The following is a 24,636-nucleotide window of genomic DNA, read 5'->3' on the forward strand; positions in this document are numbered from 1 at the left end:
GGTACCTTCACAATATAAAAATAAAGAAAAGATTTCACTGTGAGTAATTTCAAATACTACCGACGGAATTTGAAATTACACCAGCTAGTATTTGAAATTTTGTTGGTGGTATTTGAAATAGGGGTAAAAATAAAAAAGGTGACTCTCTTGAAGAGTCACCTTTTTAAAATAATATGTTATGCACCAAAGCCGCTTACTAAACCTCTTACAACGCCTAATGCAATTGTTAGGATAAAGAAGATTACAATTAAAATCGTAGCTTGTTTCTTACTTAAACCAGCTACAATGTGTAAGCCTAGTCCTGTTAGAATGAGGCTCCAAATATTAAAAATTTCAATTGAAGAGGCAATTCCATGTACTACTGTCCCTTGTTCAAATAAAGGAGCTAAACTTGTATAAACATCAGTGCCATTTCCATCAAAAATAAAGCCTAATCCTGCATTTAACAATCCGCCGATATAATAAACAAGATTAGCATATAAGTAAATCGATAATATTTTCATGTATGGTGTATCATTGCTCATAAACATCATAATAATTTTATAAAAACCTGCCGCAATAAAGAGACCTATAGGTGTTCCTAATAGACCAACAAGTGCGCCTCCACCAAGGGTAAATCCTTTTACCATTGCCCCTGCTTCACCATTTAATTCTTTTGCCAATTCTGGAGTACTAATTAATGTTAAGTAAGACACTGCTGTTGCTATAATCGTTCCTAATATAACAAATAAGACAAATGCCCCCCAAACCGGACTTTTCGTCTTCATTCTCTCAAACTGCTCACCTGGAGAAGTAATCATACCAAATAATGATGGCTTTTTTGAAACTACATCTTGCGTATTAATATTTGCTTCCATTATAACGCCTCCTTCTATTTATATAACCCGTTCTAACGGGCGGTTCACTTCCTCATATAGAGGCTACGAACCGCCCACTAGAACGGTAATGTGTATTGTTACTACACTATTAATTACTCATAACGCAATGCTTCAATTGGATCTAATTTCGCAGCTTTATTTGCTGGAATTAATCCGAAAATAATACCGAGTGTCATCGAGAACAGTACGCCTCCAACGACAACTTCCCACGAGACGAGTGGTGGCCATTTTGCGAATGTAGAAACGATATATGCTCCGCCATACCCAAGACCAATTCCGATTAAACCACCTAGAAGTGTTAACATAACAGCTTCAATTAAAAACTGTAATAAAATTTTACTACGCGTTGCTCCAAGCGCTTTACGTATCCCAATTTCGCGCGTACGCTCCGTTACAGATACAAGCATAATATTCATAACACCAATACCACCAACGACTAATGAAATACCCGCGATACCACCGATAATCATCGTCATGATGCTAGTTACTTTAGAAACATTTTCTTGGAGTTCTTTTAAATTCACCAGTTCATATTTACCTGGGATTTCACTTGGCTTACGACTATTTAATACATCAACAGCTCGTTTCCCTGCTGCTTCTAAATTGTCTACATTTTTAGCTTGAATTGCGATATTTTGAATATCATCTGTCCCATATAAAACAGGCCATAACGTAAGAGGAATTAACGCTTCTTCCATTTCAAATCCCATAAATTCATTATCTGATGTATACACACCAATAATTTGCATTGGCTGTCCCTTCATCTCAATAATTTGTCCAACTGGGTTTACGTCCTTAAATAACGTTTCCTCTGTTTTTGTGCTAATCATCACAACGTTATTCGCGTGAGAAATATCTGATTCATTTAAGGAGCGGCCCTTTACAACCTTTACTTTATTAACCGCAAAATATTCATTATCAAGTCCAATAACATTCAGCCTTGCTTTTTTATCATTTACATCAAGTGTCTCTGTTGTCGAATTTGTTGTAATAACGTGTGAAACATCTTTCACTTGTTTTACTTCCAAAATATCCTCTTCCGTTAACTTCGGTATTTCAAATCCACCTATAGCAAATTCATCATTAATATCTGCTTTAAATTGAATTGGCATAAGGTTATTACCACCAGAACCTGCGAATTTTGATTTCAACATCGCTTCCCCGCCTTGCCCAATTGCAACGACAGTAATAATCGAACCTACCCCGATAATAATACCCAGCATCGTAAGAGCTGAACGCAGTTTATGAGCTAAAATAGAAGATAAGGCAATTTTTATACTATCTAGTAAACTCATACCGCACACCTTCTATCTTCTGTAACTTTCCCGTCTCGCAGTACAATGCGGCGGGAAGAATACGCTGCCACTTCCTCTTCATGCGTAACCATAACAATCGTCGTACCTTCTGCATTAAGCTTCGTGAAAATATTCATAACTTGCTCACCAGACTTCGTATCAAGTGCACCAGTCGGTTCATCGGCCATAATAAACGTTGGATTATTTGCAATCGCTCTTGCAATCGCTACACGCTGCTTCTGTCCACCTGATAACTCATTTGGTAAATGATGCACGCGATCTGCCAATCCAACTTTACCTAGCGCCTCCAAAGCACGCTTGCGACGCTCTGCTTTCTTCACGCCACCATATACGAGCGGAAGCTCAACATTTTCCACTGCTGAAAGACGAGGCAGTAAATTAAAATGCTGGAATACAAAGCCAATATATTCATTACGAATTAAAGCAAGCTTTGACTCGTCTGCTGTTAAGATATTCACGTCATTCAGCATATATTCGCCTTCTGTTGGACGATCTAAACAACCGATAATATTCATAAGCGTCGACTTACCAGAGCCAGACGGTCCCATAATCGAAACGAACTCACCGCTCTGAATCGTTAAACTAATACCGTGCAAAATCGGCACTGCCAACTTTCCTTGATAATACGTTTTAGCAATATTATTTAACGTAATCATTTCTCTTTCACTTCCATTCCGTCATACACATCGTCGGAAGGATTTTTAACCACCTTTTGCCCCACTGTTACGCCTTCTACAACCTCTGTCCAGTCCCCATCAGTAGAACCTTTTTTCACATTTTGTTTACGAAGCTTACCTTTATCCTCAACATAAACAAATGCATCATCGCCTTTTGCTACAATACTCTTACTTGGGACAGCAATCATCTTCTTATTCTCTAAGTTTACTTGCAGAGAAACGTGGTAACCTGGAGATAAACCGTCTTGGCTATCAAGACTTGCTTTATATGTATATTGAGACATATTTTGAGTTGCTTCACCCATGCCGCCAGCTTGCGCCATCTCTGCACTTGTTGGGAACTCACTTACCTCTGTAATCTTACCTGTCCACTTCTTCTTATTATTTGCTTTCGCCGTTACAGTGAATGTTTGATCTTTTTGAATTTGTGACTTCTGAAGCTCAGTTAACGTACCTTGAACTTGAAATAGATCTTTAGAAGCTACTTGTAAAAACGCTTTTCCTTGACCACCTAACGCTTGAGATGAGCCTTGTGCCGCATCTTTATCTAACTTTTGAACAACACCAGCGAAATTACTATAAATCGTAAGTTCTTTCTGCTTCTTACTTAACTCTTCTTTCTGCAACTTTCCTTTTTCTTTCTCAAGGTCAATTGTTTTTTGCCCTATCTCTAACTCGTTTACTTGCTCGTCCATCGGATCTGTTACTTCTTTCCCAGCTCCGCTATCTTTCGCCTTCTTAATTTCTTTCTTCAACGAATCAATCTTCTTTTTCCCTTGATCGTAACGCATATCCGCCATCTTCTGATCAAGCTCAGCTTGCTTCATTTGAAGATTAATCTCTTCATTATCATAAGAGAATAACTTCGTACCTTTTTCTACCTCTTGCCCTTCTTTTACCTCAATATCTTTCACTTTCCCTTTGGCCGGATCTGCATAGAAGCTTTCAATATTACCAGGCTTCACCTGACCAGAAATTAACTTCGTATTATTCAGCTTACGCTCTGTCACTTTCTCAAAACTTACAGCATCAGCATTTGTTGATGCACCCTTCTTCTTACCTTGCATAACAAAAATATTAATTGCCGCTACAATAACAATTAGTGCAATAACCCCAATAATAATCCATTTCTTCTTCTTGTTTGGAGTACGAACCGTATTTGGTAACATATTCTCTCTCCCTTTATAAATTAATAGTTTAATAAATACCATAATTGTATAAAACTTTCTGAAAATAAATTGTATATTATTACAATCTTTTTACAAAGTTTTACACATCCATTTATATTGTAACAAAAATTCCAATGATTAGAAATATGACATTATATCTTTTAAGATAGATTTAAGGAAAGATTATATTATATAGAAAAAGCCATCCAAAATAATAATTGGATAGCTTTTTCAAACAAAATATTACGCTACTTTAGGATCTTTTCTCTCATGTCCACGTTGAACAATAAATAAGAAGATTGTTGATAAAACCGCACCTGTTAATAGTAAGATGAAACAACCATCCCAGCCAGAACTATCAACAATAACACCAATTGCTGCGTTAGCTACAAGACTTCCGCCTACATAACCGAATAGACCACACATACCAACTGTCGTACCTACTGCAAATTTCGGTACTAATTCCATCGCACTTAAACCGATTAAGAACTGTGGTACATAGATTAAACAACCGATAATAGAAACTGCAATACTTACAACAAGTACGCTAGTTGCTTGCCAATATATAAACGTACCAATAACAACTCCAACCATACTAATAATACATAATGGCATACGTTTTCCTTTAAATAATTTATCACTTAAAAAGCCAACGATTAATGAACTTGGAATTGCCATACCTTCAAAGATTGCATATGCCGCATGCGCTTCTGCTTTTGAAAACCCTTTAACTGTCGTTAAATAAAGTGGAACCCAGTTAATAACACCGAAACGAATTAAATAAACAAAAGCATTCGCAATACATAAGAACCATACAAATTTATTTTTCACTACATACTTCATTAAAATTTCTTTTGGTGACATCTTGTTAGCATTATCTGCTTTTTCAAGATTTTCATAGTCATTACGATACTCATCAATTGGAGGAAGACCTTCAGATTCTGGTGTATCCTTCGCATTGATCCAAACAAGAACTGCAATTACCATTGCGATAATCGCAGGAAAAATAAACACGCCGCCTTGCCAATGATTTTCACCGAAAATACCTACACCAATTCCGACAAGTGGTGGCACAAGCATTCCACCAACGTTATGTGAAATATTCCAAAGGCCTGTTTTCGTACCACGTTCTTTCTTCGAGAACCATTTCGTCATAACAATACTACAAGGTGGCGCTCCCATACCTTGTACAATACCGTTAACAACAAGTAATGTAACAATCATCCCAAATGATGATGCAAAACCGAAACAAATATTTACAAGCCCTGATAAGAATAAACCGACTGCGATAAAGCGCTGGGCGAAAGCTTTATCTGATAAATTACCCATAAAGAACTTACTAAATCCATAAACAATTGCCATTACTGAGCCTAGTAGACCAATTTCAGCTGTACTAAAACCATATTCTTGTACTAAATACGTACTTGATAACGTAAAGTTACTACGAACTAAATAATAAGCAGCATATCCAACTGAAATCCCGATTAACACACGAATACGTAGTAATCGATATACACGGTCGATCATATCCGCTGGCAATCTTTCAATTGCAGGTGCTGGCTTGAGCCATTTAAACATATATTTCCGTCTCCTTTTCTCACTTCAGAGAGAGACGCTGTCTATTCCATATCTCGATTATTCCGCTATTTGATATATTTTGGTTCGTCCTTCTAACCGGCTGTCCTTCTATTTCTTTCTCATTCTTCGCAAACATCGTTGGTACGCCAAACGACACTTTCTCTAAAATATGCCCCGCTTCTTCTGATAAACAATAATCAATAAATAAATCCGCAATAATACCACTCGGTGCACGTTTTAGTTTCGAAATCGCATTAACAGATAACCCTGTTTGCTCAGGTTCGTTACTTAAAATCGGAAAGCCTTGTTTTTGAAGCATTCTCTGATCTCCCATAAAGTTGATGCCTATCATATATTCACCGCTCGCAACAAGTTCTGCTGGGATGTAACCATTCACTGTTACTTCTCCAACTTGTTCTGCCAGATTCTTCACATATCCCTTCGCTTCCTCTTCACCTAACGTATCAATCAGTGATTGGAAAAACGTATATGCTGTACCTGAAACATTTGGATCGGGCATGACAATCTTTCCTTTATATACTGGATTCAATAAATCTTTCCATCTTAACGGATACGAGAGACCAAGCGGCGCTATTTCCTCGTTCCACCGCTCTTTATTAATCGCAATTGCCAGCTTCTCCACTTCATAACCATACCAATAACCATCTTTATCTTTAACAGTTTTTGAAATACGATTTGCATGTTGGCTTATCACAGGAATAGAAAGATTTTTCTGCTTCATCATTTGATGCGCATCTACTGTACCGCCAATAATAATATCCGCCTTCGGATTTCCAGCTTCTTCTTCCACTCTACGAAGAAGTTCTTCTGTTGAAAGACGAATAAATTCATACGTACATCCACGTGGTTTACAAAATGATGAAAGTAACGCTTCACCAACTTCCTCACGAGCCGCTACATACGCAACAATATGACGATCATCCAAAATAGGGAGACCATTTTTACTATATTTAATAGAGGTTGTATCTCGAGAGCAACTAGACATCGCTCCTCCAATTACTAGCAAAAAGAAGAAAAAGGCTATCTTTCTCATGACGCATTCTCCTTTACGAATAACTCTGCTAGAGAGCCTTTCATATACATGACATTTCCGTTATTATCACCGAGATATTGCACAACAAAGTACGATGGATACACAGAAATCGTAAGAATATCTTCACGATCATTCTTTACGCGCTTACCTGTTTTATAAGCTGTAATATAAGCAATCGGTTCATTCTGCGATTGTAATAACTTCTGAATTTCTCCGTAATCTGTAATTTGCTTTGCGTACCGAATAGAATCAAGCATGTGCGTAAGATTGATAGTACGTACCACATCGCCTTGACGTACTACGACATCCTTTGCTGAAGCAAAGAAATCACTAATACGCTCTGGCGTGTAATACAGGCTTAATAAATACGTTTGAAGTGCTGAAATCATCGGATCCATGCCATTCTTTCCGTATACATTTTCCCCATACTGGAACAAGTCACCTACTGCAAAAGTACGCTTATGTCCATTCAAGTACGTTACTTCTCCAGTAAATACTTGTTCTTGGCTCTTAACGTCCCCCGGCTCTATTCGAATTCGGTCAAAGAATGAAACAATCGTATGCAAACGAACTTCATCCGTTACAACGATTTCTCCCCACTTTTCATGTCTTACTTTCACTTCAATTGGAAGAGATTCATTCACCCTTTGTAAAACGGCTTGTTTATCATTTACAATGTTGATTCGATTATAGATTTGCTTCTCCATAACATAAAACAAAACAAGAGAAACAATCATACAAATGACAAACATAAGAATTTGAAATGATAGCCTTTTCATTTCTGCCTACCTCCAAGATAAAAAAACGTTGTTTCGAAAATACCGCATAATTGTTTCATAAATGTATCATTTAACCGCTTTCAAGTTTTTTATGTCTTCCATCCTTCTCGGAAGCAAAAATGTAATGAATATTGTAGTACCTATTTCTTCACTACTCTCAATCCGCATGCTTCCGCCCTGCTTATTCATAATCTCCTGACAAATATACAAACCATAACCATTCCCGTAACTAGAAGGAAGTGCCTTTCCTTTCGGAGACTCATTCCACTCTGCAAGCACCACTTCATCTATACCGATCCCATCATCATGAACAAAAACCTTCGCCTCATGCTCATTTACAATTACATTCATACGAATGTGCGAAGCATCACTATACTTAATTGCATTATCAAGCACATTTAAGAAAATTTGCTTCGTCTTATCAAAATCCGCAACAACATGTACATCCGTTAACTCATTTACCACTTCAATTTCAAACTGATTTAGACGAGGTTTCACAATTGAAACTGCTTCTTCTGCCAATTCCTTTATATTCACAACTGTAGGAGACACTTCAAACGTACTCGTCCCATATTTCGAAGACTTAAGCAGTTCCTCTACAAGTGATAATAAACGCTCACTTTCCACCGCCACATAACGAAGACTTTCCTGTACATCTTCTTTCGATTGTAACTTTGGAATTAAATCCACATAACCGATAATTGCCGTTAGCGGTGTTTTTAGCTCATGCGTAATGCGGTCTAGGAAATCTTTCTGCTTCTCCTTCTCCTCCTGCAATTGCTTAATATGCAGTTCAATTCCATCGGCCATCGCGTTAAAAGATGCTGAAAGCTGAGCGATTTCTACGTACTCATTTAACTCAATCTTACTCTTATAATCACCATTCGCGAGCCTCTGTGCCATTTGTCTCAACTGATCAATCGGTTTATGAAGAGACTTCGCCAAACGAATCGCAAAGAAAATACCGGTAGCTACTAAACAAAGAGATGTCATTAAGAACGTCCAGCTCACATTTGTTAAAACTTCCTTCTCACCCGTTAACTCATTTATAAAACGAATACTTCCAATGACATCGTTTCCATAATAAACCGGGCTTGAAAACAAAAGAATAGGAGCTGGATCCGCCTCCTCAAAAACGTAAGACTTCTTTCCCTTCAAAGAACTCTCAATGTCGATGTTACGGTGAAGCAATGCTCCTTTTTGTGTATCTGCAACAACATCGCCATTCTTCCCAATCATCTGCACACGGACATCCATACGCTTCGCTAAATACGACGCAATTAAAAGTGAATTCGGACCAAGCGTATCCACTTCTGCTTCCTTCTCTAAGTAATTCATCGTATAAATTTGTGCTTCTACACTTAACTTTTCTAAAGAATCTGCTGCGTTATGATACATATTCTTTTCTAACGTAATATAAACAACTGCATATAAAAGAACAAAAATCGGAATTAACAGCCCAACTATTCCAAACACCATATTTCGTTTTAAAGACATACCATCACCACTTAACAATCCAGTTTATAGCCAACGCCATAAATTGTCTTAATATATTCTCCGCTCGTCCCAAGCTTCTTGCGAAGTCTCTGCACCATAATATCAACTGCTCTCGTATTTCCGATATACTCAAATCCCCATACTTTCTCAAGCAACTCATCCCTCATAAACACACGTTGCGGATTTGAAACAAACAACTGACATAAATTAAACTCTCGGTACGTTAACTGAATCTCCTGTCCACTCACATGTACCTTTCTTTCCTTAGGACAAATCACTATCTCTCCAGCCTCAATTACTTCATGACTTACAGCCGCCTCCGTCTTCTTTACACGCCGCGCCATATTCTTAACCCGAAGAATAAGCTCCGCATAATTAAACGGCTTCGTCACATAATCATCAGCACCAAGCTGCAAGCCAAGCAACTTATCATTCATCTGACTCTTTGCCGTTAACATCAGCACCGGAATATCCCTATCCCTCTCACGGAACAAACGAAGCAACTCATACCCATCCGTATCCGGAAGCATAACATCCAAAATCAATACATCCGGCCCTTCATTCCATCTCTCTAAAGCTTCTCTCCCATCAGCCGCTGCCAATACTTCATAACCTTCCATCTCCAACTGCATCCGAATCAAATTACGAATACTCGATTCATCATCCACCACAAGTATTTTCATCATTCTCCTCCTTCCACCACGTATTATAGTACAGTTTAGTATAGCAAAAATCCTATAAAAAAAGAGAGGGTATTGTCGAACATATTTTGTCGACGATACCCTCTCTTTCACTTATTATATTTATTTAGCATATCCATTCGGTTGCTTTTGATGCCAATTCCAAGCATGTTCAATGATTGTCTTAACATTTACATACTTAGGATCCCATCCTAGCTTCTCTTTCGCTTTCTTAGAAGAGGCAACTAAACGTGCTGGATCGCCCGCACGGCGCGGTGCTACCTCAGCAGGAATTTCATGATTTGTAACCTCACGAACTGCATCAACGATTTCTTTTACACTGAAACCATTACCATTTCCTAAGTTATAGAAATCACTCTCTCCACCGTTCTGCAAGTCTTTAAGACCTAAGAAATGAGCCGCTACTAAATCTTCAACATGAATATAATCACGGATACAAGTACCATCTGGTGTATTATAATCATCACCAAACATCATAATCTTCTCACGTTGACCTAAAGCCACTTGCAACACAAGAGGGATTAAATGTGTCTCTGGGCGATGATCTTCTCCAATAATACCACTTGGAGTTGCACCAGCTACGTTAAAGTATCTAAAGATCTTATAACGTAAATTTGAAGCTTGGCTATACCAATGAAGCATCTTCTCAATTGCTAACTTCGTTTCTCCGTATGTATTCGTTGGATTCGTCACCGTTTCTTCAGTAATAAGATCAACATCTACCTCACCATATGTTGCTGCAGTAGAAGAGAAAATGAACTTATCTATCTTAAACTCATCCATTACCTCTAATAAACAAAGTGCACCATACACATTGTTATTATAATATTGAAGGGGCTTTTCCATACTAACTCCAACTAAAGAATCGGCTGCAAAATGCATAACCGCCTCAATATTTTCTTGTTTAAAAACATCCCTTAAAAATGATTTATCACGAAGGTCGCCATTATAAAACTTCGCGCCTTCCGTAATTGCATCTTCATGACCAGTCTGCAAGTTATCTACTACTACTACAGATAAACCTTCGTCTACTAATTTTTTCACAGCGTGAGAACCGATGTAGCCAGCTCCGCCACAGATTAGGATTGAGTTCATTTTCTTCCTACTTTCTATACATCTAACCTTGTAAATTAAGAGTCATTAACTCTAATGGATTAAATCATAAGCAGTTAGCTCAACATTTTTTATAATTCACTATCCATGTATCCATTTTTATTATTTGATTGCCATTTCCAAGAGTCAGCACACATTTCTTCTAATCCGCGTGTTGCCTCCCAGCCTAATTCACGCTTTGCTTTCGATGCATCAGCAAAACATACTGCCACATCACCTGGGCGACGCTCTGTAATTTTATAAGGAACTTTCTTGCCCGAAACTTTTTCAAACGCTTCAACCATCTCTAGTACACTATAGCCCATGCCTGTGCCCAGGTTATAAGCATCTACTCCTGTTGTACTCAGTACTTTCTCAAGCGCCTTTACGTGACCATTTGCTAAGTCCACAACATGGATGTAATCACGGACTCCTGTTCCATCTTTCGTTGGATAGTCATTTCCGAATACGCTTAATTCTTTTAACTTACCTACCGCTACTTGCGTTACATATGGCATTAAGTTATTTGGGATTCCATTTGGATCTTCTCCGATACGCCCACTTTCGTGTGCACCAAATGGATTGAAATAGCGAAGTAATGCGATACTCCATTCTGCATCTGCAAATGCTACATCACGCATAATTTGCTCAATCATTAATTTCGTTTGACCATATGGATTTGTTGCACTTAATGGAAACTCCTCCGTAATCGGTGACGTTTCCGGGATACCATATACAGTTGCAGATGAACTAAAGATTATCTTCTTTACATTATGTTTCTGCATTACTTCACATAGCACTAACGTGCTTGTAATGTTGTTATGATAATATGTTAATGGAATCGCTACTGACTCCCCTACAGCTTTAAATCCTGCAAAGTGAATAACTGCTTCAATTGAATTTTCTTCAAAAATTGCGTCAAGCGCTTCGCGATTTAAAACATCTTCTTTATAAAACTTAAATTGTTTTCCTGTTATTTCTTTTACTCGATTTATAGATTCTACCGAGCTATTCGAAAGATTATCCACTACTATAACTTCGTAACCGATATTTAGTAATTCTACACATGTATGACTACCAATATATCCTGCTCCACCTGTTACAAGTATTGCCATAATTAAACCTCCAATATTATTAAACCTTAATAAAAAAGAAAATCATTTATCCTTTATTAAAACAAATGATTTTCTTCTCACAGATTTTATTTAGCTATGAAATAATCCGTTACATATTGAGCCCAAACATCATGACCTTTAGCATTTGGGAAACCAAATTCTTCTTGTAAGTACGGTAAAATAGCCTTTGTTGTTGCATCCGGCCATGCTCCCCAATGATCAATATATGTATAATTATTTTGCGTCGCAAATTGTTTTAATGCTTCAATCGATTTCGGATAATTCTTCGCACCATACACTGGATTTGATGGTTGAATCATAATCGTAGCACCCTTTGCACTAGTAGAAAGTGCTTGAACGAACTTCTGTGTATTCACAACAGAGTTTCCATTACCAGTTTTACCATTATCAGTAATAAACGGCGGTTCAAATAAAATCACATCTGGATTCTCTTTCCCAATCTCTTTATCACGTTTATTCGTAATTAACTCTTCTGTGCTTTCACCCTTATATTCCTTTACAGTCACATTCCATAAACCTTTACCATAAGCAGTTTCTAAATTCGCAGTTAACTTAGCTGCCCAAGCACTTTTTTCAGATGAAGAAGCTTCGTCACCAACAATAACAAGGTTTACTGCCTTTTTATCCTCAGCGGCTTTCTTTAACTTCTCTTTCACTGCATCTGGCAAGTTCTTCGCGTATGCCTCATTAAAAGATGATTTCGCATCTTGTTTTTTCTCTTCTTTTTTCTCTTCTTTTTTCGCTCCGCTATCTTTCACTTCATCCTTTGTTTTCGTTACTTCACTCGTTTGTCCTGTTGCATTCGCAATCTTCTTATTCCAGTACAATTTACCACTCACAATCGAAGCGACAAACAATACAAAAATAACAAGGACAAGTACCGCTTTCTTATTCATCGATTCACCTCATCTATTAATCTCACAATATATAATACTAATATAAATTCACGCAAAAATAAACCCAACTCCTTCCAAAGGAGTTGGGTTGTTACATATTACTTAGTTAATTCAAGATGCGCTTTTAATTTATTCGTTAAATCTTGTTTTGCTGCATCTGGAACATAATAGTACCAAATACCATCGGCGGCTTTGTGGCCGTCACCTGGGATTTGAATCTCTTCACTATTCTGCATGCAATCTTTATAATTCTTTTGAATATCAAACATTTGATCTTGCGTTAAACTTGTTTTTACGTTTTTCTCAATTGCTTTTAATACATCACCGTAACTTGCTAGAGAAGATACACTTGCGCCCTTTTTAATTACAGCTTGAATAACTTGACGTTGGCGCATTTGACGACCGAAGTCACCGCGTGGATCTTCATAACGCATACGAGTATATTTTAAAGCTTTTTCACCATCTAAATGAATTTCCCCTTTAGCAAAGTGTGTATCCCTTGATGTAAAATCTAAATCGTTATTTACATCAACGCCACCAACAGCATCCACAATATCTTTAAAACCAGCCATATTCACTTCAATGTAATGATCGACTGGTACATTAAGAAAATTCTCCATTGTTTTTACAGCCATATCAATACCACCAAAAGCATAAGCATGGTTAATCTTATCTTTTTTACCTTTACCAATGATTTCTGTATAAGTATCACGGGGAATACTTGTAATCTTCATTGATTTCTTTTGAGGATTCAAAGTAAATAACATCAATGAATCAGATCTTGATGTTTCACTTTCTCTTTGATCCGTTCCCATTAATAAAATAGAAATAGGCTTTTTATCTGCAACATCTACTTTTTGATCACGTTTTTCAGACTTATCACGTTCTAGCGGTTTATGCACCGCATCTAAGGTATTAGACACATTAGAATAAACGCTATATGCATATGCACCACCTGCAACGATAAGAACTCCAACAATACCTAGAATCCAAAATATAATTTTCTTTTTCATATTTTATACCTTCTTTATATTCTTATAATCCATTTCATATCTTAATTTATCAGTTATCTATTAAAGTAGTCAATCTTATATTGTCAAAATTTATTTACTTCCTCTACGGACCAACATATTTTTTATAATCTGGACACAATCCATAAAATACTTATCCTTAAGTATTCCCAATGAAATAAAATAAAAAATAACACTACCTATTATAGTAAATACAGATGAAAATATCCCTTTAGGGCTAAATATTATATACGGTACTACAATTGTTATAATAGATATAAAGCAATATGATAAGTAATTCTTTGAAAACAACCTAGAATTCATACCCAATCTTCTTAAAAAGAAATAATAAACCACTAGCTTAGAGAACTCTGTTAATACAAATGTAATCGCTGCACCAACGACAAAATACTTTGTTGTCAAAATAATATTTGCAATAACATTAATAACTAAGGCTATTATCATGGCATATATGGATATATGTTCTTTGCTAGCAGAATACAAATAATATGCATAAATTGCTACCAGTGGCATTATTACTAAACATACTGATGTAATTTGTGATACTATTATAGCGCCTGAATAAGACTGCCCAAAGAGAGTTTTTATTATTAAATTTGAATATAAAATAAAACCAATGCATGCTGGTATTGAAACAATGCCTAAAAAATGTCCACTCTTATTTAAGATTTTCTGCTGTGAGCTATGGTCATCATTACTATTCAAATAACTAAGCCTTGGTAATAATACAGCAAACGCATTTGAAACAATAGCTACTAACATTGTTGTCATTTTTATACCCACATTATAAACTCCTAATTTTGCCTTTACAGCAATGGTTCCTAAGAGAACTGAATTTAATTGTAATGTAACTGTACTTATAAACGAAATGACTAATGCTAAAAGCACTGGTTTTAGGTGGTTTTTTAAAGATACTTTTCCTTTTTTCAGTTTAATAAACTTTAATAAATACCAACTGTTTAAAGAAGCCGTCAGCATAAAACTCCCCAAATTTAATACAACATATAATAGGTAATCATTTTGTTCTTTGATGAATATAAATACACAAAGAACAAAAATAATTTTCACCACAAGATCACGTGTTGTAATATACTTGAATTTTTCTATACCCACAAAAAACCATTGAAAAGTAAATAAATTAGTTAACATTGTTAATCCCGTAATAAAGAAGATGAGAAATTCACTTCTCATTTCTGTATTATTAAATAAAAACGCTCCGTATAAACACAACATAATAATTGTTAATACTAGTTGTATAATAAATAATTCTTGAAATTTCAAACTTAGTTTTTCTTTATCATTACTAACTATAGCTATTTCACGTGTTGCATATCCAATTAATCCTGTTCCCGCAAATACGGCAAAAATAGTTACTATACTAGTTGCATAATTAATAGTTCCATAGTTTCCTGGTCCTAATACTCTCGAAATATAAGGAAAAGTTATAAAAGGTATAATTAATAATACTATTTGATTTATAAAACTATAAATTGTATTTCTGGTTAAACTACTCATGATTTATGACACATCTCTCATGTTTAATATTTTCTGCACTTAGTTCTCAATTAAAGAAATTACTTTTTTCATATTTTCTCGATTAATTGTTTCAACCTCTATACTTCCTTTACTTGCCCTACATTTAAAGGAATGAATATCGCTAGTTAACTGCTTTACCCCTTCGATAATACCTTCTGTTGTGTTATCTACAATCAAACCATACTCACTTTCACCAAGTATGCTAACCGTTCCAGTCCTTGTTGACACCACTGGAACCTCTAAAAGAATTGCTTCTGCTACAACTAAGGAATACCCTTCAACTCTCGATGAAGATATAAAAAACTCACTATTTTTAATATACTTATATGGGTTTTCCGTAAAGGGAATAAATACAACATCATTTACAACACCTAAATCAGTAGCTAAATTTTTTAAATTGTTCTCTTCATAACCACTCCCAAGAATTACCAACTTTATATCTTTCAATTTCCCTTCTTTACGGAGTAATGTGTATGCTGTAATTAACCTATCAAAACCTTTTTCCTTAACCAACCGTCCCACAGAACAAATATATTTAAAATTCAATTCACATTTCTCTTCAGATAACTTTCTAATACGATCACAATCTATAAAGTTTGGAATAACAAAGCTATTTTTATGATATTCCTTAAAGTAGTTTTTGTATCCATCTTTTGATTGCTCCGAAACAAAAACCATACTGTTTACATTATTATACGTTTCAGTTTCCTTTGAATGGCTTTCAAAAAATTTTTCGGCATGATTATGCCTACTTAAATCTGTATGAATCCAGCCAATGCGTTTTGAAGATTTGATATATTTTGAAGAAGATACTATTTTTATTGGTAATCCCTCAACAAATCCTATTTCGATATCATATGTTCCTTTCACACGTGTACCTATAATTTTCCTTATATAATTTGCACTAATTTTTTCAAGTAATCTAAATAAATTAGTGACCACAATACGATTTAGAATTCTATCACTAATTTTTCTCGATTGTGCATTTATATTGAATAAACTAATATGATTCACCCTTCTGGAGAGCTGATTATCTAGTTTATTTTTACAAAATGTAAAAATTGTTATGGAATACTCTTTATTATTTGATAAGTTATTTGCAACATCTATAAGAACCCTCTCAGCTCCACCTGCTCCTAGTTGTCCAATAACAAATAAAATCTTTTTCAAGAATTTTCCTCCTATAATTCCAACATACTAAATTAATTTTCATTTTAAAAATCCCATTTTGTAATGTTTTTCTCATTTCTTTTTTCGTTAGTAATATTACCACCTAAAGTATAACTTTCATGAAACAAATGATTTTCTTACATTCCTTTTCTGTTTAATAATGGATTTACTTGTTTTACTAATTGCTTTAGCAGAATTCCCAGCAACCATTGTATTAGATGAGATATTCTTATAAACACTTCATAACTACTTCTAAAATCTAATTTTCTTTTAATTTTTCATTTTTTCTTTAAATTTATATTAGACTTTCCCTATAAAGTTTTTTCCACCCTACTTATATTTACTACTATTACATTTTATAACCATTAATTACTTCTATAATTCTTTCTAATTTCTCCTTATTTTCATTTAACACCATCTTTTCTCCCAACAACGCCTTCCTAGCATATACAGAATTCCTATCCATTACTTCTTTAATTCCTTTTATTATTCCATCTGTATTATTTGAAACTACTAATCCAAACTCTCCGTTATTCAAAATACTAGAAGCCCCTGTATCCGTAGCAACAACTATCTTTTTTAGTACCAATGCTTCTAGAACAACTGTAGGATAGCCCTCCACCCTAGAAGATGAAACGAAAAATTCACTATTTTTAATATACTTATATGGATTTTTACTAAATGGTACAAATATAATATATTCTTCTAATTTTAACTTTCTAACAAGTTCACTTAGCTTATTTTTATCTTTTCCACTACCTATGATTAGCAGTTTAAGGTCTCCAATTTCTCCTTCCTTTTTTAATTTATAATAACTTTCAATTAAACGGTCGAATCCTTTTTCCTCACTCAATCTACCTACACTACAAATATATTTAAAATCAAATTCAATTTCCTCTTTAGATAAAGACATAATCCTTTCTATATTTAATATATTTTTTAATACATATAAATTATCTTGATTTCTAATTCCTTCGAAATACTCCAAGTAACCCACCTTAGATGTTTCCGAAACAAAAATTAATTTATTCATACTTGAATAAGTATCCAATTCATTAATTTTATTTTTAAAATACGCTCTACAATAATTAAACCTCTTCAAATCTGTATGAATCCAACCTATTTTCATTGCAGAGCTTTGTGACACAAATTTTATAGGGAATCCTTCTAAAAAAGCTACTTCAATATCAAATGATTCTTTTAAAAAAATACTAATAAACTTTCTCATTTTAGATGGACTTAAAATCTTAAGCAATTTAAGAATTAATCTTATTTTAATTTTTGATATTATATCTTGGTTAGCTAAATCTACATTAAATAATTTCACATGTCTTATTTCTTTATCTAATTGATCATCTAATATACCACTACCAATTGTAAAAATTGTTATATTATATATATTTTTTTTATTTAATGTATTTATTAAATCTATTAGTACTCTCTCTGCTCCCCCTCCACCTAAATAAGGGATTACAAATAATATATTTTTCATTGTCTTCAACCAACCTTATAGAATTAATTTCTATTTTTCGGAAACTACCTATGCAAACTATAATAAATTATTCAATAGATTACCACATCTACGTAAACTTCTATTTTCAATCTATTATTTTATATCTATTTCTTTTAAAAACTCATGAAATCGATACTCTATTTTGTCCCACTCATAATTTTCCACTGTTTGCGACAACTGTAAAATATCATATTTACAAATTTCTTTAGAGACTTTTTCTATTCCTTCAACAATACTATTAATGTCCTCATTAATCAGTATCCCATTCCTATCATTAATAATTTCTGCATTGGCTTTTGTATTAGTTCCTATACATACTATTCCATTAATAATATATTCATATGTTTTGGTAGGAGGTTGTACATCATAATAATCCGTAATGGGGACATAAGAGAAACCTACCGCAGCTTCCTTGAAAAGGTTTATTATTTCATCATGATTTTTTCTACCGTGATATTGAATATTACCCTTATTTTTAACGTTCTCTATTGCTTCCATAACTCTTTGCTGATACTTTTCCGTGTATGCAGAACCAACTACATCCAAGCTAGTTTGAATTTGATTGTCGTTTTTTGTACAAAAAATATCATATGCTTTAATAACATTTTCAAGATTTCTATTTTCAAAAGTCCCTACATAAAGAAATTTTATTTTCTCTGTATTCACTTTTTTCTCCCTAATATCCACAATACGATCTGCGCCTAAGGGTAATAATGTATATTTAGATATCTGTAATTTTTTCGCCAATAAATCTGAAATAACTGTTATATGGTCAAAGAACTTCGTAGACCATTTCATAGCATTATCATAAAAATGCCTTTTCTTTTCACTGGAAAACACCGCTCCAGTTCGAATATCCATAATCCAATTTGCTTTTGAGGTGAATTTTCTCAATAACAACGGAATATATCCACAGTATTCTATTGTCCCACTAACGATAATCCAATTATATTCTTTTCTATTCTTTAAAATGAATTTTATTATCTCTATATTATATTTTAGATAATTTATTATTCTATTTTTACTAATGTTAATGTACTTAACATTAACATTTTCCGGGAGATTTACTCTCAAACGGTTATTATCAAAACATAAAATATCAACATGGACGTTATGTTTCGATAAATAATTCACCATTTTTAAATAGTCCGTATTATATCCATACTGCCCCTTTGGAATAAGTAACATTTTTTTCATATTTATATACCTCTTGAAATTCCTTACAAATTTTTAATTATACAAAAAGGTAGCAATGAATTATTTTTGCTACCTTTTTGTATAAAAATCATGATTAAATTTCTAAAATCCCTATATTTGATGCGGGCGATTATTTGTTAAATTAATTTTGACTATCAAATAAGATAACCAAAACACAGGAACAATTTCCCAATATAATATATTGTCAACCATAAATAATATTGTAGTGACTAAAAAGAATCCAATTGTTTCTTTGCTAATCTTAAATAAATTATAGAAAATAAGACAATAGATTATTAAGAATAATCCTCCTCCTATAATTCCATAATCAAGAAATTCATTTAAAAATACATTGTGTGCACCTTGGAAATAAATATTTATTTTGTATAAATACCAGTTATCTATTACACCATTAGGATGTTGTCTTAGTAAATCCAATGCACCTTCCCAAATATACTTCCTGGATCCCCAGCTACTTAAATCCCGCACGTCTGCAGTATAATTAAATACTATGAAACTACATATAATTGCTCCTAAAATCGTAACAAGAACAATAAGGTATCTAAAATATTTATTAATTTTTTTATACTCAATAAATGTTACCATTAATACAACCATCGCTCCAAGGGACATTATTGAATTTGTCAAAACAACGTTAATAGCTAATATTATTATCCCTATCCAACGTATTTTTACATCTAGATGAGAATTAGTTTTAAGTATAAACATTCCTGTTAAACAATAAAATGCATATTTCGTTTTTTGCGAAAAAACTGATTGAAATCTAACCTCACTAAAATAGTGCATCATTGTATTTTCGTCAAAAACAGTAAAATATGGTGAACTGAATCTGATGCCCAGCCCATAGATTCCTTTTATATATAGAAAAATACCTATTAATCCCATAGCTATAAATGAATAACTCACCATCTTAGACAATTTAATAGAAAAATCATCCGTCCATGAGAAGGTAGTAAGCATAAGTATAAAAGTAAATATATATAAATTATCAAAAAACACCTTATATATTGACTTATTTTCTAATCCTATGTATAAACCTATAAAAAAGGTAAATAACATATATGTTATTAGAAATAGTATCAGAGTCAATTCCCTTTTGGGTAAATTAACTCTTAAACTTCCTACCTTTAATAAATTTAACAAAGTATATGCAATATACATAAAGCATAATATACCAGAAGGGTATATATATGTGTTATTAAATCTATTACCTACTATAAAGAAAAACGAGGATAAAAACACACCGTATATAATTAATTTATTCATTACTATATCCTATCCATTTTATTTTCCTTGAACTATTTTAATTGCGTATAAATTATACTCATATTGTTTCCTTGTTAAAAACAATAAATAATTCTACTTTATAAACGATTTTCAAAGTGAAAAATCTTTTTCATTATTCCTTATCTAATAGTTAACCATATACTTCAGTAATACACCTTTATTTCTAAATACATTATTCTGTTTCTAATAACAAAATTACCATTACTATTTAATATAAATATCCATTTGTTTTAAAAAACCTAATAATGTAACTACTTGATCTTTTTCGAGAGTATTTCCTTCTCTAAATAAAAACTCACAATCTTTTCTTAGGCTTTCTTCAGTTAATAAGTTAATATTTTCATTATATTTTTCCTCATAAAAATCTCTTAGATTTTTATTATTTTGATACCAATAATCCATCGGATGCATATGTTTTTTTGAACTTAACTTTAAGCCTAATTTATTCTTAATTAATTTTACTGCCGCCGCCGGAACGCTCGTCCATGGAACTGGTATGCCTTGAACTGTAATCGTCTTTCGATTAATTTTCCCTTTTACCTTTTCATAAATGAAATCTGCTGCTTCAGGATAAAACTTATTTATCCACTCAATGTAAATCTTATGTCCGCTTCTATACTCTAATGGTAAAGATAAACAAAAATCTAGAAAATCTACATCTAAAAATGGCGATGTTGTTTCTGTATAGAGAAACATAGGTTTTAGTCCTATATTTACTCCTGTAAAACCTCTATTATAAAATTTAAATATCTCTTGATCCTCTAAATGTACAGCTTTCTCTTCAGTGTATTGAACCCTATCCAGCAGTTTAGTGGAATATGCTCCAGATCCAGGTTTGAAATTTTGTTTCCTTCCCTGATCATAAAAAGTACCAATTACTACATCTCCAAGTTGTCCTGTATGAACAAGTCCATATTCTTTTAAATTAAGATTACTAAGCATACTAAGTGTATGAGAAATGGTACATGACTGGCTTCTAGCACCGGATATCTTAACTGATTCATCAAAATACTTGTAAAGATATGTACCATTATCTAAAGCTTTAAACATCCATTCACTTTTTAGCGTATCAGTAATTTCTTTGGGCACCGTCTCGTCTAAATAATCAGTTTGTGAAAACGTGTAATTCAACATATTGGTGTATCCCATATTATGCCCCACCCAAGCAGTCATTCGAGAATCTAAGCCACCACTTAGAGCAACTAGATGTTTATATCCATATTCCAAATCTTTCTCAAAAACCCTTTTCACAGCATTTCTAAACAAAGTATCCAGCCTAGCTAAAGCCTCTTCTTTTGAAATACTAATAGGAGTATTATCTATGGCATAATAACACTCCTTTTCGATAGTACCACTAGAATATTGAATATAGTGCCCTGGTGTTAACCTATATACATCTTCAAATAACGTTTCATTACATAGTACATGAGAATGTACCATTAAACTATAAGCTGCATTATTATTAATCTTAAACTGTCTACTTGTTTGTTCATGAACCATCTTTATAAGAGATTTAAAATCAGTTGAGAAATAGAAAACTTGGCTTTCCTTACATAGGTAATAAAAAACTTCCTTATCACCAATATGATTTGTAAATACTTTTAATTTATTCGTCTCCTTATCCCAAAAAACTCCTGCAAAAGTCCCCCTGAATTGTCGGAAGAAAGTTTCAGAATCTTCAATTGACATCTTTTTAATTAAGTTTAATATTTCATTTTCACTAACATCATACTTTTCACATAAATCATGCTTGTTTAAAACTACTCCATCAATGGCAATAAGATTCTTCTGATCACTATAAAAAGCTTTATCGAAACTAAACTTATTCACAGCATTCCTAAAAATTTTCCCATATATTCCAGAACCCTGAATTTCAATTTCTTCTTGTATTAAATCACTGCTTTTATCTACAATTTCATACATATCCAGCTCATTATTTAAAACACTTTTATTATTTGAAATAAAACCAAAGAATCCTGGCATCATTTTCAACTCACTTTAATCAAAATTTTATTTATATTTTTTTTTTACAATATCTTCATACAAACCACACATCTTATCTAATGAGTTGTAGACATTATATTTTGTACGTATTTTTTCTGCATTATTTTCGCCTATTTTTTCTATATGTGACTTATTATTTAACAAATAAATAATATTATTAGCCAATGTGCTTATATCTCCCGGTTTTATCACAAATCCATTATCTTCTTCTACAACAGAAGCGATAGAACCAACATCGGTAGATATAACAGGTAAACCGTAACTCATTGCTTCTAATATAGACATCGGCATGCCTTCATTATAGGATGGTAGTACATAAATGGCACTTTTTCGATAAATTTCTTCTATCTTAGTCTCATCTGATATCCAACCTGGAACAACAAACAAATCTTCTAATTCCATTTCAGCAATTTTCTTTTTGACCTTATCTATTTCTCCATCACCGGCTAAAACAAATTTATATTTATTATCTATTTTTCCTTTTAATTTAGCGCCTACCTCAATCAAATCATATGTACCTTTTCTTTGAGAAAGCACTCCCATTGTTGTGATATAAACTGCATCCTTGGAATTGCTGCTGACGTTTTTCGGAAAAACTGCATTATCTAAAGAAACCACTTTCGCTGTACTAATTGATTTATAGTATTCTTTCCACTGCTCTCCTAAAGCTAATATCACGGTTACCTTGTTTAATGCATCCACAATATCTTTCTTTCTTTTATCCGAACTTTCATTATAAAAATCTTTAAATTGAGAGCCGTGCATATGTAATACAATTGGAATACCATTCTTATGCAACATCTTTATAATTTTACTTTTTCGAATAAAACTTCCTCTATACGACATATGAATATGAGCTATATCATATTTCTTTTTTAGTATATTAAGTTTAAAGAACAACTTTACATATTGAATGATAAAATAAACTATATTTACAAAATGATTACTACCATAATAAGTTGGAAAATATTCTAAATCAGTTTTCTCATTAAGGCCCGCTTGTATATAGTTCTTTACCACTCTGGTAATCCCACCTGTTACACGTATGTGAGATCCAATCATGATAACTTTCATTCGCTCACCTATTTCTATATATTTTTAGTTATATGTATTATAGTGTCTTTTTTAAAAACGTCTCAAGTATATCAATAATATTACTAGTATTAGATTGATATTTTTTGAAATTCATTTCTTTCACAACATCTAATGATTTTTCTAGTTCTTTAACATCTGAAATTCCATATATTAAGTTTGAATTTGTGAATTGCTCAATTATTTCAAATTGGTGATTGTCTACATGTTCACCATATTCTACAGTTCGAGGAACACCTATTACTTTCTTTTCTTGTTTTACCCCGTTTATAATAGAACCTGTTCCTCCATGAGTAATCACTATTTCACTTTTAAACATTAAATCCAAAAATTCTTCTTTATTTAAAAATTTCTTGTATGAGTAATAACGTGGTTCGTATGTTGAATAACCAATTTGAGCAAACACTTCATCTGGTTTTATTTTTTTTTCTTCAACTAAACGATCAACTTCTTCTAACAATCTATTAAATTGGAATTTTTGGGAACCTACTGTTACAAAAATCAATATATTCCGCCTCCATAAGTTGCATCTGGATAAAATTGTTTCATATCTTCCCATTGCACTAAGAATAAATCTGCATACTTATACATCAATTTACCTGTAATAGTCGGTGAAGTGATTTTAGAGAAGGATTCTATAAAAATTAATTTCTTCTTAAACAACTTAGCTAATAAACACATGGGCACTGTCGCTAATGCTCCAGTAGAGATAACAACATCCGGTTTCTCTTTCAATAAAATAAATATAGACTGAAAAACTAAAATAATAAATTTAAAAAAGAAGGAGAATTCCCTTCTATTAATTTGAATGACATCATAAGACTTAATGCCTTTTGAATTAAATTGGTAATTTGTCTTCTCTGTCAAAATAAAACTATCATGATCTTTCATCATTGGATGTAGCATCATTAATTGCTCTAGATGTCCCCCTGATGAAGCAGCAAAACATATTTTCAATATTCCCCCTCCTTCATATACCTTATATAATTACTACTAACTTTTTTACAAATCT

General features: G+C 33.2%; 22 protein-coding genes. All 22 read right to left on the reverse strand.

Translation table 11 applies throughout. The features are described from left to right. Nucleotides 1-176 precede the first annotated feature (176 nt). The 22 genes from yknW to pssD all read right to left on the reverse strand — a co-directional run bounded on the left by yknW (nt 177) and on the right by pssD (nt 24,581). On the reverse strand, nt 177-857 hold the full coding sequence (yknW, locus tag DN407_RS25910; protein ID WP_016110989.1) for a YknW family membrane protein: 681 nt from the start codon (nt 855-857) through the stop codon (nt 177-179). Between the two features lie 113 nt (nt 858-970). Further along, nucleotides 971-2,173: an ABC transporter permease gene (locus tag DN407_RS25915; protein WP_000054354.1), complete on the reverse strand. Its 1,203-nt coding sequence runs from the start codon at nt 2,171-2,173 to the stop codon at nt 971-973. Then, entirely contained in the window at nt 2,170-2,850 is a 681-nt protein-coding gene (locus DN407_RS25920) for an ABC transporter ATP-binding protein (RefSeq protein WP_000631626.1), read from the reverse strand. The genes DN407_RS25915 and DN407_RS25920 overlap by 4 nt, the downstream gene beginning before the upstream one ends. After that, nucleotides 2,847-4,040, reverse strand: a complete 1,194-nt coding sequence (locus DN407_RS25925; protein ID WP_149216710.1) for an efflux RND transporter periplasmic adaptor subunit — start codon at nt 4,038-4,040, stop codon at nt 2,847-2,849. The genes DN407_RS25920 and DN407_RS25925 overlap by 4 nt, the downstream gene beginning before the upstream one ends. Before the next feature lie 243 nt (nt 4,041-4,283). After that, on the reverse strand, nt 4,284-5,618 hold the full coding sequence (gene pgtP / locus DN407_RS25930) for an MFS transporter (protein ID WP_000477602.1): 1,335 nt from the start codon (nt 5,616-5,618) through the stop codon (nt 4,284-4,286). Between the two features lie 19 nt (nt 5,619-5,637). Next, nucleotides 5,638-6,672, reverse strand: coding sequence for an ABC transporter substrate-binding protein (locus tag DN407_RS25935; RefSeq protein WP_001225645.1), 1,035 nt, complete (start codon nt 6,670-6,672; stop codon nt 5,638-5,640). Further along, the gene (locus DN407_RS25940) at nt 6,669-7,451 is read right to left on the reverse strand and encodes a DUF3919 family protein (protein WP_098299773.1); all 783 of its coding nucleotides are present in this window, start codon (nt 7,449-7,451) and stop codon (nt 6,669-6,671) included. The genes DN407_RS25935 and DN407_RS25940 overlap by 4 nt, the downstream gene beginning before the upstream one ends. 66 nt (nt 7,452-7,517) lie before the next feature. Continuing rightward, nucleotides 7,518-8,948 carry a HAMP domain-containing sensor histidine kinase gene (locus DN407_RS25945; protein WP_000054027.1) on the reverse strand — a complete coding sequence of 477 codons (1,431 nt, stop codon included), beginning with the start codon at nt 8,946-8,948 and terminating at the stop codon, nt 7,518-7,520. Nucleotides 8,949-8,959: 11 nt separating this feature from the next. Then, complete coding sequence (locus DN407_RS25950) at nt 8,960-9,631, reverse strand: response regulator transcription factor (protein WP_000699553.1); 672 nt, start codon at nt 9,629-9,631, stop codon at nt 8,960-8,962. A 120-nt stretch (nt 9,632-9,751) separates the two neighbouring features. After that, entirely contained in the window at nt 9,752-10,744 is a 993-nt protein-coding gene (galE, locus tag DN407_RS25955; protein ID WP_149216711.1) for a UDP-glucose 4-epimerase GalE, read from the reverse strand. A gap of 89 nt (nt 10,745-10,833) precedes the next feature. Then, nucleotides 10,834-11,856 (reverse strand): UDP-glucose 4-epimerase GalE, encoded by a 1,023-nt coding sequence (gene galE, locus DN407_RS25960; protein WP_149216712.1) that lies wholly within the window; start codon nt 11,854-11,856, stop codon nt 10,834-10,836. An 86-nt stretch (nt 11,857-11,942) separates the two neighbouring features. After that, nucleotides 11,943-12,773 carry an SGNH/GDSL hydrolase family protein gene (locus DN407_RS25965; protein ID WP_016110996.1) on the reverse strand — a complete coding sequence of 277 codons (831 nt, stop codon included), beginning with the start codon at nt 12,771-12,773 and terminating at the stop codon, nt 11,943-11,945. Nucleotides 12,774-12,871: 98 nt separating this feature from the next. After that, nucleotides 12,872-13,786 carry a polyisoprenyl-teichoic acid--peptidoglycan teichoic acid transferase TagU gene (gene tagU / locus DN407_RS25970; protein ID WP_016110997.1) on the reverse strand — a complete coding sequence of 305 codons (915 nt, stop codon included), beginning with the start codon at nt 13,784-13,786 and terminating at the stop codon, nt 12,872-12,874. Nucleotides 13,787-13,876: 90 nt separating this feature from the next. After that, on the reverse strand, nt 13,877-15,319 hold the full coding sequence (locus DN407_RS25975) for a flippase (RefSeq protein WP_016110998.1): 1,443 nt from the start codon (nt 15,317-15,319) through the stop codon (nt 13,877-13,879). A gap of 39 nt (nt 15,320-15,358) precedes the next feature. Beyond that, entirely contained in the window at nt 15,359-16,510 is a 1,152-nt protein-coding gene (locus DN407_RS25980; RefSeq protein WP_097797380.1) for a glycosyltransferase, read from the reverse strand. A 349-nt stretch (nt 16,511-16,859) separates the two neighbouring features. Continuing rightward, nucleotides 16,860-18,002 carry a glycosyltransferase gene (locus DN407_RS25985; protein ID WP_098290716.1) on the reverse strand — a complete coding sequence of 381 codons (1,143 nt, stop codon included), beginning with the start codon at nt 18,000-18,002 and terminating at the stop codon, nt 16,860-16,862. 114 nt (nt 18,003-18,116) lie between these two features. After that, nucleotides 18,117-19,220, reverse strand: coding sequence for a glycosyltransferase (locus DN407_RS25990; RefSeq protein ID WP_048538361.1), 1,104 nt, complete (start codon nt 19,218-19,220; stop codon nt 18,117-18,119). 111 nt (nt 19,221-19,331) lie between these two features. Then, nucleotides 19,332-20,507 carry an O-antigen ligase family protein gene (locus DN407_RS25995; protein ID WP_098290717.1) on the reverse strand — a complete coding sequence of 392 codons (1,176 nt, stop codon included), beginning with the start codon at nt 20,505-20,507 and terminating at the stop codon, nt 19,332-19,334. 225 nt (nt 20,508-20,732) lie between these two features. After that, nucleotides 20,733-22,514, reverse strand: a complete 1,782-nt coding sequence (locus DN407_RS26000) for an asparagine synthetase B family protein (protein WP_071731462.1) — start codon at nt 22,512-22,514, stop codon at nt 20,733-20,735. A 24-nt stretch (nt 22,515-22,538) separates the two neighbouring features. Then, the gene (locus tag DN407_RS26005) at nt 22,539-23,606 is read right to left on the reverse strand and encodes a glycosyltransferase family 4 protein (RefSeq protein ID WP_098290718.1); all 1,068 of its coding nucleotides are present in this window, start codon (nt 23,604-23,606) and stop codon (nt 22,539-22,541) included. Nucleotides 23,607-23,643: 37 nt separating this feature from the next. After that, nucleotides 23,644-24,129: a PssE/Cps14G family polysaccharide biosynthesis glycosyltransferase gene (gene pssE, locus DN407_RS26010; protein ID WP_000578429.1), complete on the reverse strand. Its 486-nt coding sequence runs from the start codon at nt 24,127-24,129 to the stop codon at nt 23,644-23,646. Further along, on the reverse strand, nt 24,126-24,581 hold the full coding sequence (gene pssD / locus DN407_RS26015; RefSeq protein WP_000686464.1) for a PssD/Cps14F family polysaccharide biosynthesis glycosyltransferase: 456 nt from the start codon (nt 24,579-24,581) through the stop codon (nt 24,126-24,128). Before pssD ends, pssE begins: the two co-directional genes overlap by 4 nt. Nucleotides 24,582-24,636: the final 55 nt, after the last annotated feature.

Origin of the sequence: Bacillus sp. JAS24-2 (assembly GCF_008274905.1) — a bacterium.
Lineage (GTDB): Bacteria > Bacillota > Bacilli > Bacillales > Bacillaceae_G > Bacillus_A > Bacillus_A cereus.